At 54.2% G+C, this 13,354-nt stretch carries 10 protein-coding genes, 1 tRNA gene and 1 pseudogene; 4 read left to right on the top strand and 8 right to left on the bottom strand.

The window, feature by feature from the left end:
• Positions 1–2 precede the first annotated feature (2 nt).
• Both AC0J4F_RS01850 and AC0J4F_RS01845 read left to right on the top strand, forming a co-directional pair.
• Complete coding sequence (locus AC0J4F_RS01850; protein ID WP_166672692.1) at positions 3–1,484, top strand: sensor histidine kinase; 1,482 nt, start codon at positions 3–5, stop codon at positions 1,482–1,484.
• A 264-nt stretch (positions 1,485–1,748) separates the two neighbouring features.
• Positions 1,749–1,825, top strand: a tRNA-Arg gene (locus AC0J4F_RS01845).
• Between the two features lie 547 nt (positions 1,826–2,372).
• Here AC0J4F_RS01845 and AC0J4F_RS01840 read toward each other — a convergent pair.
• Positions 2,373–3,338, bottom strand: a pseudogene (locus AC0J4F_RS01840) (recombinase family protein); the annotation flags it as partial.
• A gap of 246 nt (positions 3,339–3,584) precedes the next feature.
• On the opposite strand from AC0J4F_RS01840, the gene AC0J4F_RS01835 reads away from it, so the two are divergent.
• Positions 3,585–4,774, top strand: a protein-coding gene (locus tag AC0J4F_RS01835) for an IS3 family transposase (protein ID WP_473023626.1) whose coding sequence is annotated in 2 segments (ribosomal slippage) — positions 3,585–3,876 and positions 3,876–4,774 — 1,191 coding nt in all. Because the reading frame shifts where the segments join, the coding sequence is not laid out codon by codon here.
• Positions 4,775–4,990: 216 nt separating this feature from the next.
• Positions 4,991–7,237, top strand: coding sequence for a CHAT domain-containing protein (locus AC0J4F_RS01830; RefSeq protein ID WP_473025257.1), 2,247 nt, complete (start codon positions 4,991–4,993; stop codon positions 7,235–7,237).
• A 189-nt stretch (positions 7,238–7,426) separates the two neighbouring features.
• Here AC0J4F_RS01830 and AC0J4F_RS01825 read toward each other — a convergent pair whose 3' ends face one another.
• The 7 genes from AC0J4F_RS01825 to AC0J4F_RS01795 form a co-directional block, all read right to left on the bottom strand.
• Positions 7,427–8,893: a type IV secretory system conjugative DNA transfer family protein gene (locus AC0J4F_RS01825; protein ID WP_473025256.1), complete on the bottom strand. Its 1,467-nt coding sequence runs from the start codon at positions 8,891–8,893 to the stop codon at positions 7,427–7,429.
• On the bottom strand, positions 8,890–9,120 hold the full coding sequence (locus tag AC0J4F_RS01820; protein ID WP_209170564.1) for a hypothetical protein: 231 nt from the start codon (positions 9,118–9,120) through the stop codon (positions 8,890–8,892). Before AC0J4F_RS01820 ends, AC0J4F_RS01825 begins: the two co-directional genes overlap by 4 nt.
• A complete protein-coding gene (locus AC0J4F_RS01815) occupies positions 9,117–9,638 on the bottom strand; it encodes a hypothetical protein (protein WP_473025254.1) in 522 nt (173 codons plus the stop codon). Before AC0J4F_RS01815 ends, AC0J4F_RS01820 begins: the two co-directional genes overlap by 4 nt.
• A gap of 12 nt (positions 9,639–9,650) precedes the next feature.
• Complete coding sequence (locus tag AC0J4F_RS01810) at positions 9,651–10,922, bottom strand: relaxase/mobilization nuclease domain-containing protein (RefSeq protein WP_473025253.1); 1,272 nt, start codon at positions 10,920–10,922, stop codon at positions 9,651–9,653.
• Positions 10,919–11,341 (bottom strand): hypothetical protein, encoded by a 423-nt coding sequence (locus AC0J4F_RS01805; RefSeq protein ID WP_473025252.1) that lies wholly within the window; start codon positions 11,339–11,341, stop codon positions 10,919–10,921. Before AC0J4F_RS01805 ends, AC0J4F_RS01810 begins: the two co-directional genes overlap by 4 nt.
• 103 nt (positions 11,342–11,444) lie before the next feature.
• Entirely contained in the window at positions 11,445–12,611 is a 1,167-nt protein-coding gene (locus tag AC0J4F_RS01800) for a tyrosine-type recombinase/integrase (protein WP_473025250.1), read from the bottom strand.
• A 150-nt stretch (positions 12,612–12,761) separates the two neighbouring features.
• Positions 12,762–13,349 (bottom strand): MerR family transcriptional regulator, encoded by a 588-nt coding sequence (locus tag AC0J4F_RS01795; protein ID WP_473025249.1) that lies wholly within the window; start codon positions 13,347–13,349, stop codon positions 12,762–12,764.
• Positions 13,350–13,354: the final 5 nt, after the last annotated feature.

The raw sequence follows: 13,354 nt of genomic DNA, 5'->3' as shown, positions 1-13,354 counted from the left end.
TCATGAAGCATGAGGGCACCCCACAGGGGACTGCAGCACCCGATGCAAGCGGATTGGGGCCGGGCGGACCTCCGGAACTTGATCCGGGGTTCGGCCGGCATCGTTTTGGCGGCCTGTCGAGCAAACTTCTTCTTTTGACCATCGTGTTCGTTATGATTGCGGAGGTGCTCATTTATGTGCCGTCCATCGCAAATTTCAGGAACACGTGGTTGATGGACCGGCTGACAACGGCAGGTGTTGCCGCATCGGTCCTTGCTGAAACCAATACGCTTGCGCCGCGATTGCAGGAAGAACTTCTGAGAACAACGGGTGCTGTGGCCATCGCGCTGGATCAAGGCGCGCAGCGCCGGTTGATCGCGATGAGCAATGTGCCGACGCAGGTCGATTTCGTGGTGGACATGGCGGAAGTCACGCCGTTGACCTCGATCCTTGGAAGCTTTGCAATTCTGACCTACCGCGGGGACGGCGTCATGCGGGCGGTCGCAGCGGGTCAGATGGGCCATACCGAACGTGTTGACGTTGTCTTTCCGGTTGCGCTTCTTCAACAGGACATGCTGGCGTTTTCTGGCCGGATTCTGGCGCTGTCTCTGGTGATCTCCGGGATAACCGCCGCGTTGGTGTATATAACTTTGCGCGCGATTTTCATCCGCCCGTTGCGCCGGCTGACTCGCTCCATGGAACAATTTGCCGAAAACCCGGAAGATGGATCCCGGATTATAAAAGTGTCCGGGCGGCGCGATGAGCTTGGCGATGCGGAAGTCCGTCTGGCAGCCATGGAAGAGGCGCTCTCGCGCGCCTTGCACCAAAAACAGCGTTTGGCCGATCTCGGATTGGCCGTTTCCAAGATCAACCACGATTTGCGCAATTTGCTGGCATCCGCGCAGCTTTTTTTGGAGCGGCTGGAACATGTGCCTGACCCCACGGTCAACAGGTTGGCACCGAAGATCCTGGCAACACTCGATCGGGCGGTCGGGTACACGCAGGCGGTCATGGCCTATGGCAAGGCCCAGGAACGCGCGCCGCAAAGGAGGCTGATCGCGCTCCGCCGTGTGGGGGAGGATGTTGCTGATGTCCTAGGGCTCGTCGACCATGACACCATTCAGTTCGAAAACCGGATTGGCGAAACACTTGAGGTCGATGCGGATCCCGAACAGATCTTTCGTGTCCTTTTGAATCTGACCCGCAATGCGGTGCAGGCGCTTGAGGCGGAACGGGACGGGACGCTGGTTCGCCGGATCAGTCTTTCCGCGGAACGCCGCGCGAATTGCGTTCATATTGAGGTTCACGACACGGGCCCGGGTATTCCAGAAAACACGCAGAAAGGCCTTTTCAAGGCGTTTCACAGCGGTGCGAAAGCAGGCGGTGTCGGCCTGGGACTTGCTATCGTTGCGGAGCTGCTCAGGGCTCATGGCGGCGTAATCGAACTGGACTGTGACCAACCGGGAACGTGTTTCAAGATCCAATTGCCTGACAGGGCAGCTTAAGCGCGGTCAAACTGTTCGACAACCGGCATGAGCGAACACGAAGCTCAGCGTTCATGCAGTACTTGTGCAGAGTTGGAGCCCGGTTTCCCGGAAAACTGCGGGCGAAAAGACAACTTGGTGTGACTTTCAAAAAAAGTTCAAAAAGGCGCTTGCATCCCCCGCCAGTCCGCAGTAGATAAGCGCCCTGTCCGGGGCACACAGCGCCCCGCAGACTGAACAGCCATAAAGCAGATCGCTTCAAGATCTTATAGGCTTCGTTCTTAAGCACCGGTAGCTCAGCTGGATAGAGCACCAGACTACGAATCTGGGGGTCGGGGGTTCGAATCCTCCCCGGTGCGCCATCTCACCATCACACCTAAAAAAATCAGCTAAGACCTTGAAGGGTAAACTAAAATTTGCCGTTCTAAATCCCTCTTTGCGGGAGTATGCCAGCCGCTTGCTAAAAGCCAGTTTTAGCAGCGTATGACGGTCTTCAATTCTCTCCGAACGCCAGAGAATCAAAGGGTTTTTGAGAAATTCGAAAGCCGTTCTAAGTGACTCGTCAAAGGTGCTCGCTGGCTTGGCGCTCAAAGCCATATTTTCCTTGAGAGATTGTTTCTCCAATTCCAGCTCGCGAACCTTTTCCTCATAGGCTTTAATGACGCTCGGCACAGAAGCATCGAGAATGTGGTCAAGCAGCTTTGAAAGCTTGCCTTCTATTTTAGCGAGCTTCGCGCCCATGGCCTTCGCATTGGTCTCTGCCTGCGCGCCCTGGTACTCCCACAGTTCCTTGAACATGGACTTGCCCACCTTAAAGAGGGCATCGCTTGGCGTCGCTTGACCGATCAAAGCCTCAAATTCGCCTTCGATCTTATCGCGGCGGATTGATTTGCCGTAGCTATCGCAGCCGCGCTTCGGGCAGAGATAGTACGGGTATTTTTTGTTCGAGCCTTTCGACCAGCAGGCCGTCAAAGGCGTTCCGCAGTCGCTACACACGACATGACCGCGCAGCGGGAAGTCCTCTTTCAAATCGGACTGACGCGGCGCGTAGAAGCCGCCCTTGAGACGTTCTTGAATGCGCTGATAGGTCTGCGAAGAAATAATTGGCTCATGCTGACCAACTCGCATCTCAACGCCCCAGTTCGGCGCTTCGACATATCCGGCATACCCAGCTTGATTCAGCAGGACAGAAACGCGCTGATGACGAACCTCTCCGCGCTTATCTTTTGGGAAAAGAGGATTGTCTTGCAAAAAACGCTGAACGTCGGCCTGACTGTTAAAGCGGCCAGAGGCGTAGCCTTCCAGAGCTTCTTGAATAACCGAAGCGAGAGGTTCGTCTCGAACAATCATATTACCGCGTCCAGAGACGCGCTCATATTTATAGCCAGCCGGAGCCTGAAAGACCCAATAGCCATTCTGGACGCGGGCCTTCATTCGGTTCTTCGTTTGCTCACCGTTTTTCTCACGCTGATGCTGCGAGACACAGGCAAGCAGGTTCTCGACCAGGATTGAATCTGAGTCTTCCCCAAATTCGATAGAGGGAGATTCTAAAACGCCGCCAGCCTCGGCGATATTTCGGCGCAATTCGAGATGCGCTTCCACGCCCCGCGCCAGGCGCGAGACGTCATCAATGAGAATGCGAGTGCCTTTAGCTTTCTGCTTTCTTACGAAGGAAAGCATTGTTTCCATACCGGGGCGCTGTTTCGTGCTGCCTGACATATCGTCGCTGAACACACCAATCACCTGATAACCCTTGAGCCGCGCGAAGTCGCGGCAGCGGGTTTCCTGTGATTTTAGACCATCACCAACTTTGGTTTGTTTGGTGCTGGAAACGCGGCAATAAATGGCCGCTTGCTTTGGGTTAGTGTCACTCATGGCGATGCGTCCTCCCGTTTTTTGCTCGATGGCTTCTCCTCATTGTCTGAATGAGAAGAGTCTATCGCGCCGGGGTCGCCCTGAGTCTCTAGAGTGAAGTTTTCAAAAATCTGCCCACAATTTTTGACGTCAAAGCCTAGTCGGACGAAGGAATACATGATCGACCTGAGCTACCTCCCGAAATTAGGACACTGACGTAAGCTACGATTTGTTGTCTGCTGGTCTTCGAGAACAAGGAGATCAGAGATGTCGAAACGCAAGCAGCACTCGCCGGAGTTCAAGGCGAAAGTCGCCCTGGCAGCGTTGAAGGGCGAAGAGACGGTATCGGAACTGGCGAGCCGCTTCGGGGTTCATCCGACCATGATCCATCAATGGAAGCGTGCCCTGCTGGAAGGCGCCTCGGACGTGTTTGAACGTGGCGGCAAACGAAAGCCGGAGATTGACGAGGACCAGGTGAAGGAGCTGCACGCCAAGATCGGGGAGCTGGCCGTCGCCAACGATTTTTTGTCCAGAAAGCTCAAGCCTTGGGGCGTGAAGTGAGGCGCGGCATGATCGAGCTGGGACATCCCGAACTGTCGGTCGGCAAGCAGTGTTCTCTGCTGTCGATCTCGCGCTCGTCTTTCTATTACACGCCGAAGGGCGAGAGCGAGATGAACCTCGCGCTGATGCGCGAGATCGACGAGCAGTTCCTTGAGACGCCGTTTTTCGGCGTCCGTCAGATGACCTGGCACTTGAAGAACGAAGGCCATCCGGTGAACGAAAAGCGGATCCGGCGGCTGATGCGGCTTATGGGTCTGATGCCGATCTACCAGAAGCCCAATACAAGCAGGCCGGCCAAGGGACACAAGATCTGGCCATATCTGTTGAAGGGATTGCGGGTGGAGCGGCCGAACCAGGTTTGGGCGTCTGACATCACGTATTTGCCGATGCGCCGTGGGTTCTTGTATCTCGTGGCAATCATGGACTGGTTCACCCGCAAGGTGCTGGCCTGGCGGATCTCCAATACGCTGGAGGCCGATTTCTGCGTCGAGGCGTTGAACGAGGCGGTCCACAAATTCGGTGCACCGGAAATCATGAATACGGACCAGGGATCGCAGTTCACCTCGTTTGCATGGACAGACCGGCTGCGGAGGATCGGCGTGCGCATCTCGATGGACGGCAAAGGACGGTTCCTCGACAATATCTTCGTCGAGCGGCTGTGGCGCACGCTCAAATACGAGTGTGTTTATCTGCACGCTTGGGAAACCGGCTCACAGGCCCGGGACAGTGTCCGAAAATGGATGAATTTTTACAACCAGAAGCGTCCGCACACCGCCCTTGGCGGCAAACCGCCTGCCGTGATCTACTGGCAGCGCATTGAACAAAACCAACTCCCTCTCGGTGATGTGAACATCACCTGTCGGGCAATGGATCAGCAGGTGCAGAGAGTAGCTTAATTACGCCAGATCCTGTCCAACGGATGGGGAGTAGCTCAAAGCGAGAAATTCGCGGGGTCATCGAGCAGAAGAGAATGGAAAACTCACCTAACTTGAATGCGGAAGGGGAGTAATGGCGAGGGCGCAAACAAAGTAAAGTCTGAATAAATGACATGCCCTGTTACGCAGAATCAAGCCCTCACTTTATTCTAATAATAAACATTTGATATTTTTATTATGAATGAAACTCGCGCAGAAAATAGTAAGACACTACCCGGACTTTTTGGTGCTATTACGTATGTTATTCCTGTCGAAGATGGAGACCCTTACGAAGCGAGTCTGCTACAGGGTTTTGCCCGAAGTCTGATAGGTAACTCCGGCCTAATTCGTCTTATCAACACGTTGCCAAGTGATATATGGGAGTTGACGCCAGAGGGCCATGAAGTGCGTCTCCCTCGCAGGATGTCGGGCCAAGCCCCTGTGACTTGGTTTGGCCAATCCCCGCGAGCTTTGACGAGCAGCGTTACGCCAACATATCTGCCATTCTTAGTTCTATTTCTCGGACGTGATCATAAGATTGAAACCTACCGAGACTGGATCAATTCCCATTCATTTCCACTTACCGTAGTTGCGGAGAATGGCGGAACGATTTCATACGAAGAATTCAGCATAGAAAAGCTAAAAGAAGCATTCTTGGACGTTTGCAGCGCTTTAGAGGGTCAAGTAGAAGCAGAACATTTATCCGCAGCTAGGGACTACATTACAAGTTGGTACGAGCCCGAGGAGCGGCAGCTTGGATATCAGGTCGGCGGCCACAACGTCGTAACCCCAAATCTGTTTGCGCTTCACGCTGCCGGATACAGGGATATGGTGAGTGGCAGGTTCGATCAAATTGACAAAGGTACCGCGCCATATGTGGAAGCAATTGTGCAGACTACGCGGTCAGTCCTCGCTGAAAGGAAACGCATAGGTGAGCGCGAGGCTAATCAGTATTTCCGGCGCCCTCCGAGTGTTAGTCTATATGCGCCATCAATATATCCCCATTTCAATGAAATCGGAGTAGGTAACGCGCCGCTTTCGAATGAAGAGAAGAAGCGCTTTATAGCAGTCAGGCGGGCGCTGCAACGTCAAGAGGGCTACGGTTTTGATGCAAGCACTGAGGCGCAGGCGCAGGCACTTTTCGGCGGAAAATCAGGCAAAGAACCATCCCCGCACTTCCTGCTCCATGAGCGCGCAGGCGAGCTTTTGCTTGGCACCGATTGTGTGAGTACGCTGACGGCATCTGAAGTTTCGGCTCTTGTTCGGCTTCCCAACGCTGTAAACCGAACGTCTGGACAGGTCCGGCAATTTGCCCAACATTACCATGCGAACAGCACAACGGATCGCAAAAGACGAGATGCATTCCGCAAAGTTCAGAATACAATCACGGCCTCAATCCCCGAGGAGTTTCTGGAATTCGTGGAGCCAGCAGAAGACGGCGTCAGGCTGATAACAGACGCTCATATAGAGTGGATGAATGTGCGAGGCTTGCCGCTGTGTGTTCAAAAGGACATTACGAGAATTCCTGTCACTCCCGGAAACCTCTTTTTAGATCAAGTATCCCCAAGATCGTATCGACATCTAACGACGACGGATTTCGAAGAAATACTCATTTTAAGTGCACTTCAGGACAATGATCCGATAAGCAAATTTTTCTCAGTGGCGATTGACGGGTTCAAGCCGCACTTTAAAGATAAGATTCGGGTTAGGACGGAGCGCATACGAAACGAGGAAGACCTAATAAATGCTCTAAATTCATTTGACGGCTCTATTATGATGTTTGACGGGCATGGTGGACACAAGAAAAATAAACCCGCCGAACTTCAGCTTTTGGAAGAGAGCATTGATATCTGGCAGTTGGCGAGAAAACGACCACGCGTTCCCCCTATTGTCGTTCTCAGCGCGTGCGACACGCATGCTGCCGACAGGAACCATGCTACAACAGCTAACGGATTTCTCTCAATTGGTGCACGGACGGTTCTGGGATCAGTCTTTCCAATAGATGCCAGAGACGCCGCCTCGTTCGCGGCGCGGTTGCTGTATCGCGTAGCTGAGTTTGTACCTGCGGCGCAACGCATGTTCAATCGCTCCCTAACTTGGATGGAGATCATGGGGGGGATGATTCGAATGCAACTACTAACGGACTTTTGCCGTCGTCTTCACCAGAAAGGCATGATCGACGATAATTTGTATGAAGAAATTCATGTCTCCGGCAACATGGCGATCAATGGTGGCGACCAGTGGCCATTTGAAACCGTGATTGCAGATTTGGTAGAGCGTGGCATTGACGAAAAACGAGCGTGGCACGAGTTGCGCTCTGCCGTGGCAAACTCTACGGCAATAAGCTATATACAGATGGGGCGGCCAGAGACGATAATCGTACATCCCAATCAGCGATTTAGTGACGAAGCAAAGCTCGCTACCCAGAAGACTCCACTCGAATAATTGCAGTTGAACTCTTTGGATATGGAAGTTCCGACATCTCGGGGCTTCGCCCCGCGCGCTGCAATAGCCTTCCGCCCAGCTTCATGTCGCTTCGCTCATTGCAGCCGGTTCCCCGCGAAGGCTCTTTCCGCTTGCCCCCCATTCTCGCCGAAGGGCAAGGTTCGATGGGATCGAACCTGCTTTAATGAATTACAGATCAGATCGCGCTTCTTCCAAAATGCTAAGTAAGTCGCTATCGGCAGGCGAGGGCTGGTTTTCGACGGCCATAGCTATGGATTTTCGGAGCCATTCATACCTATCCGGCTTTTCGCGAACATCACGCAAATAACCATCCATTTCAGGCCGCTCCCAGAAGTTTGGCATATCGACAATGAAATAACCGAGATCGCGGGATTCCAGCAGCGCGGTCTCGCCGCCTGTTGCCGCGCGAATGTCTTCGACTTGCAGAAGCGGGCGGGATTGTTCGGAGAGGCTATCACCGGAACCGTTCACCTGGTTCTGGTTCACATTGAAGCCGCGTACCATGACGCTTGTCTTACCCGAGCGGTGTTCAATCTCTTTCAGCGTGTCGTTTTCCGGCAAGCCGCGATAGAGCGTATGCGCGACGGCCTTCTTCCAAATCCGCGCGGTCTCTTTGCCGTACTTGGTTTCAATCTGCGCAGCCGCATTTTGAAACACGCCCAAGAAGTTGATGCCGCCCTGGCGATAGAGTGTGAGGATTTCATAGAAATTGGAAACGTAAAGCTGACCCCATTCTTCACCAACGACAAGCGCGCGAAGCGGGCCGTGCGCTTCGGCAAAGCGTTCAATGATCGCCGCCGTCATTGCGCCGACGAAGTTGCGGCTGGTTTCACTGCGGGCTGAACCGAGAATAAAAAGCACCGTGCGCTCATTCTTCATATCGGCAGGATCAAAGGAGCTTGTTTCGGTGGCGTAACGCCCGGCAGAACCCGGCTGGAATCCTTGTAGACGCTCCATGAAGAGAGACGCATAAGCATTCCACTGATCGCGGGATTCTGTGAAACTGGCAATCTGGCGGCACATACCCGCATCATCTTGCAGGCGGCTATCAAGCGACCATTCCAGCAGATCAAGCTCAATTTCATCCGGGCTACGCGCATAAAAATCCCATAGACCGCCCGGATTGCAGGGCCACTTTTCGGACGGGTAGAGCGCGGTAATTTTGTAATAGAGCGCCGAGGCAGAGCGGACGCCTTGGCCGATCCAGCGGTGCGCGGGGTTGGGATCAACCGGAATGAGATAGCTGGCCGCGTCATAGGCCGTTTCACCGACGAGGGAGCGAAGCCGAGGCTCGGCAGCAATTTCCAAGAGCCGTGTGTTGAGATTATAGGTTTCGCTTGGATAACCGTAGAGTTGGCCGGGATTGATGAAGCGGACGCGGTAGCCTTGCCGTTCCAGTGTTTTCCAGGACACCCAGGCAAGCTCGGCATCTTTTGGGTCAGGAATAATCTTGGTCAGATGCGCAGTGCGCGGCGAGACCAGATTGACGCCCAGAAATCGGGTGAGCTTTCCTTTGCCAGCTTGCGCATCAATGGCAACGGGTTCCGTCCCATCATAGATAAGCGGCTGACCATCAACAAAGCCCAGTTCGATTCCTTGCCGGATATGGGAAAAGGATTTGACGAGGGCGCTCATAACAGGCCTTCTTTTTTGAGCGCCTCTATATCATTGAGCTTTGAATGGCCGAGCGCGCCGCTTGGGTTGGCATCCAGCATGGCTTGCAATTGGATCGCGGCGGCTTCTTCCGCCTTGAGCCGGGCGATGCGGGCTTGCCTTGCATCATCCCAGGCGAGACGTTGCTGCGAATGAGATTTGAACATCCACCATGTCTGATAGAGGCTCATAAAGAGGCGAATGCTCATCGAAATTCCTCCTCATCGTCCCAGCTCGCATAGCGCGGCTTATTCGGAGGCGGCGGCAGATATTCTTGTTTAGGCTGGGCCGGAAGGCTCCGGTAGTGCTGAGGCGGCGCGTCGTAATAGACATGCGGGATATTGGCGCGCCCAGCGAACAAATACCCAAGGCCGACTGAGAGCAACGTATAGCCAAGCACCATGTAAAGGTGCAGATACTGCCAATGGATTTTGACGTCTAAAACGACATCGGCAAACAGGAAAAAGCCAGGCAGAATGATCGCGCCGTAAATGCCACGCACGATGAAGGCGCGGGCGCTTTCACTATCCAGATAAATCGGTCCAAGATTGAAGGGAAAGAACCAGGCGATCAAGCAGACGAAAGACCAGGCAAAGGCCACAAAGACTGCAAAGATTGTCAGGAAGAACAGCAGATAAATCGCAACAATCGCCGCGATATAGACCGCAAATGCGCCTGCTGCCAGTATCAGCAGAGTCGCCATAAACTCATTACCGTTATTGTTCATAGCAGGGTACTCCTATAGTGTGAGCTTGAGACCGAGAGAGGCATTAGGCCCGCGCGCCCGAGCGGGCGGAGCCTTGGCAAGGGTGAGGAACCGGGCGACGTCTTGGCGCAGGCTCCGAAGCTGGCGCGCTTGGTGTTGGCGAAGATTTTTGATGCGCTCTTGCAGGACGGCGCGTTGGCCGAGTTGCTTGTCGATTAGCTCTTGCTGTTCATCTGCATGGCGTAGCCTGGTGGCGCTTGCCTCGGCTTCATTTGCGGTTTTTATCTTCCGATATTCGCCTGTGAGCCGATGCCATAGACCGCGAAGGCCGCGCGGCAATCGTTCGGTGCGGCGTAGGTTTTCCGCATCCCATTCCTTGCGCTGGCGATCTTCCAGCTTGGAGCGGGCCTGGCGGTGAAGGGCGGTAAGTTCGGATTTGTATTTTGCAAGCTTGGCTGCTTCGCCTTTATACTTTTCGCGCGCCTCGTTGATATGGCTGCGAATAGCGGGCGTCATGCGCTGCGCTATCGCTTCGCGGGTTTCCTCGACGCTTGAAAGCTTGTCGGGTTTACCGAGGCGCGCATTCACTTCTTTGTTTTTCAGGTTCAGAAGGCGGGCGAGCGCGTAAACCTCGCCATTGTGGTCGAGCGCCACGAAGCCGCGCCGATCACCCCTGGCAAGGAAAAGTCCGTTATCACGCATAGCGTGGGCAAAGGCTTTACCTCCGTCCGAACGTTGCCAGGCATCCTGCGCGACTTGTTTCAGCCAGCGCGGATCAATGCCTTGCCGCTTGGCTTGCTGCCATTCGGCCAAAGTGAAATTTGTAGGGTCGCGCTCAGAGGGGCTTCTTAATCCGTTCGGCAGCTTCCAGCCGTTTTCTAAATAAAGGTCACGTGAAACCGATTGCAGCTTGTTCTTGAAAAACGAGAGCTGTTTGGCCGTCATGGTTTCCGCGTCGATGCGTGACCACACGCAATGCGCATGACGGCGGCCTTCTTTTTCATGGAAGACGATAGCGCGCGGTTGATCTTGAAGGCCGAGCCGTTCTTCGATTTGGCCTATCGCGCCTTCGAAAGTCTCGACCGGAACGTTTTCACCCGCAGGCGGGTTCAGGCTCAGTGAGAATAGATACTGGCGGCAATTCGTGCCGCGACTGATCGCTTCACTTTCTTTGAACGCGCCTTTCAGATTATCGGAAGCAAAGCCGCGAAGCTCATGGACAAGCACATGCTCGTTATCATCGACGCGCATGAGGTGAGCGGCCAGGTCTTGCCCTCCGCCGCGCTGTGAGGCTTTCAGAATCATTCATCCGCCTCCTGTAATCCCAGGGCAAGGACGAGAAGGCGGCGCAATTCGCAAACGGCTTTGAGCGAGCGGAAGAGCGTTTCTTCTGTTTCCGGGGTGACGGGGAGAACGCCGACATCAACCGCACGGGCTATCTGATTGAGCGAGGGAGTGAGGTTGCTCTTGCCTAACAGGGCGAGCGCCTGAGCAAGTGCTTTGCGGTCCTCGACGGAGAGGCCGGAGCGGCGCAGACGGACAGGCGCACCTCCAAGCGCCTTAGCTTTAATGTAGGTGCTGAGAGGTTGCCCCTTGGCTTCACCAACAAGCTGGGCACGTTCAGCATCATTCAATCGAATGCTGAGCGGCGCGGGACGCTTGCGCTTGGGGGCGCTAGAAGGTGTTTTGTTGGCCGATGCCTCAAATCGCGATACTATGGGCATGGCGGCACCGGAGGATCATTCGATCCCAGGTGCTCTAATTGGGTGTTCCAGTCGGCCAGGACTTCAAACAATTCGTTCGAAGTATCGCCATCTAGGCGCGCCATTACTTAGCATGTTCCTGGTCTTCCTGTTTTGCAGTTCGTTTTGCAAAATCTGTTTCCAAAACGTTCTCAAGCTTTGCGATTGCGTTGTCGGCCATCGTGGATGTTCTGGCGAGATATTTGTCCAGAATGTCCTGTGCCCGTCGCAGTGAATGGCCAGTGATAGAGACGATCTCTCCCAAGTTACAACCAGCCTGAAATAGCATAGTCACCGTCGTTCCCCGGATATCATGGAAGTGCAGGTCCTCAATCCCGGCTTCCCTGCACGTCTTTTCCCATTGATTGGCAAAATAGCGTTTCTGAAAGGCGCGCCCTGTTTTGGTCGTCAGAATAAGCGTCGATTGTTTTTGGAGATGATCCAGCGTCTCTTTCAGGGCTTTGGTGCACTTAATGGTGACCAGGCGCCCTTCGATCTTGCCTCGGCGTGATTTTCCTTGGCGGAGTGAGATGCGCTCGCCATCATAGTTATTCCAGGCGATTTGAAGGATGTCGCCCTGTCTTTGACCTGTATGTAGGGCGAGAGCCATGGCAAGTTTCATCTCGGGGTTGGCGACACGAAGAAACGCGTTGACATGTTCTGGAAGCCAGATCTTCTCGGAGCGATCTCCTTTATAGGCGCGTTCAAACCCATCCATGACATTGCGTTTTAACGGGCCATCCCTGGTCGCCCAGGAAAGAACACGAGCGAGAACTGTTACCCGGTTATCCGCTTCCCGTGGTTTGGCTTCAGAAAACGCATCATGCCATTTGATGACCGCCCGTCGAAAAGCCTTGTCCTCTAATGCTGCATATGGGCACGTGCCATACTGATCTTCCCAGAATGTAAAAATTCTGCGGTATTCGCTCTGTGTGGATTCTGCCAACCGTCGCCATTTGGCCGTTTGCTGAAACTCTCGAATAAGACCGCCGAGTGTTCCGGAGTCGCGCTGCCGACACTGCTCGACAGCTGCCGCGATGCTGCTTAAGAACTCCGGAGACCCAGGCTCACCTTGGAGCCGTGTATTTGTGGCGCGATGATAATAGTAGGTCCGCAGTTCACCGGTTGCGAGCCTGCGACGGATGATGTTGATGCCTTTAAGGTGTGTCCGCATGGTTGGCTTCCCATTGCTCGAATGGCGACAGCGGCGCAGGGTCTCGTGTCGATGGCTGGTCTTCACCGACGAGTTCAATTCTGCCGTCCGGATGCTTTATAACCCGGCCCCTTTTGAAACCCGCTTCTTTGACCGCTTTGAGGTAACGGGTTGCCTCTGCTGTTCCGAGTTTCTGGTGACGCTGTGCCATGTTTTCCTGTCCATACACCGGCGAGCGACACGCGAAACTTAAGGGAGCCTTGCCTTTTTTCGATCTCCGAGCAATTCCTTGCTCGCAGCATAGATAGCCTTTTCGGCCTCGGTTTTTTGGTCTTCCGGCGTTTCTTCGAACCTAATGTCCCGAATACCGAACACCACAAAGGAGGCGATCCGGGTCAGCGAGACCTGTATGAAGGCGAACCGCTGCTCCGCCCAATCTTCCTCGTACGCGAACCTGTCATTGTCTTCGCTGCTTGCAATCAGTCTTGCAAACAGGCCGTCAGCATCGAAAAAGATCCGGCAAATGTATTCCTTGTCCGGGTCTTCACACGCTGACTTGAACCAGTCACTAACCTTCGCTTCACGTTCATAAAACAACTGCGAAACGAGGTTTGGCGAGACCCCGAGCGCACTCAGATGCGCGATCATTGTGACCGCCATAATATCGAGCGCCGAATACAAACGCCGCCGCCCCTTGCCGACACTGTCCTGACTAAGGCGCAGGATCCCCCGATTGGGATCTGTCCAATTCTGGAGCGTTTTCGCGCTCACAGCCGTGATGCGAATGACGTCCGCCTGGGTGTACTCAGGAATTTCAATGTCTACTCGATTACTCACACAAA

It is taken from the genome of Roseibium sp. R5 (assembly GCF_055755305.1).
The sequence above is the reverse complement of the archived record's forward strand: the minus strand, read 5'-3'. Positions and strand labels throughout refer to the sequence as shown.

What these genes read in the sequence shown, in the direction of transcription:
- AC0J4F_RS01850 (WP_166672692.1), top strand. Translation starts at nt 3, where the DNA reads ATGAAGCATGAGGGCACCCCACAGGGGACTGCAGCACCCGATGCAAGC.
- AC0J4F_RS01830 (WP_473025257.1), top strand. Translation starts at nt 4,991, where the DNA reads ATGAATGAAACTCGCGCAGAAAATAGTAAGACACTACCCGGACTTTTT.
- AC0J4F_RS01825 (WP_473025256.1), bottom strand. Translation starts at nt 8,893, where the DNA reads ATGAGCGCCCTCGTCAAATCCTTTTCCCATATCCGGCAAGGAATCGAA.
- AC0J4F_RS01820 (WP_209170564.1), bottom strand. Translation starts at nt 9,120, where the DNA reads ATGAGCATTCGCCTCTTTATGAGCCTCTATCAGACATGGTGGATGTTC.
- AC0J4F_RS01815 (WP_473025254.1), bottom strand. Translation starts at nt 9,638, where the DNA reads ATGAACAATAACGGTAATGAGTTTATGGCGACTCTGCTGATACTGGCA.
- AC0J4F_RS01810 (WP_473025253.1), bottom strand. Translation starts at nt 10,922, where the DNA reads ATGATTCTGAAAGCCTCACAGCGCGGCGGAGGGCAAGACCTGGCCGCT.
- AC0J4F_RS01805 (WP_473025252.1), bottom strand. Translation starts at nt 11,341, where the DNA reads ATGCCCATAGTATCGCGATTTGAGGCATCGGCCAACAAAACACCTTCT.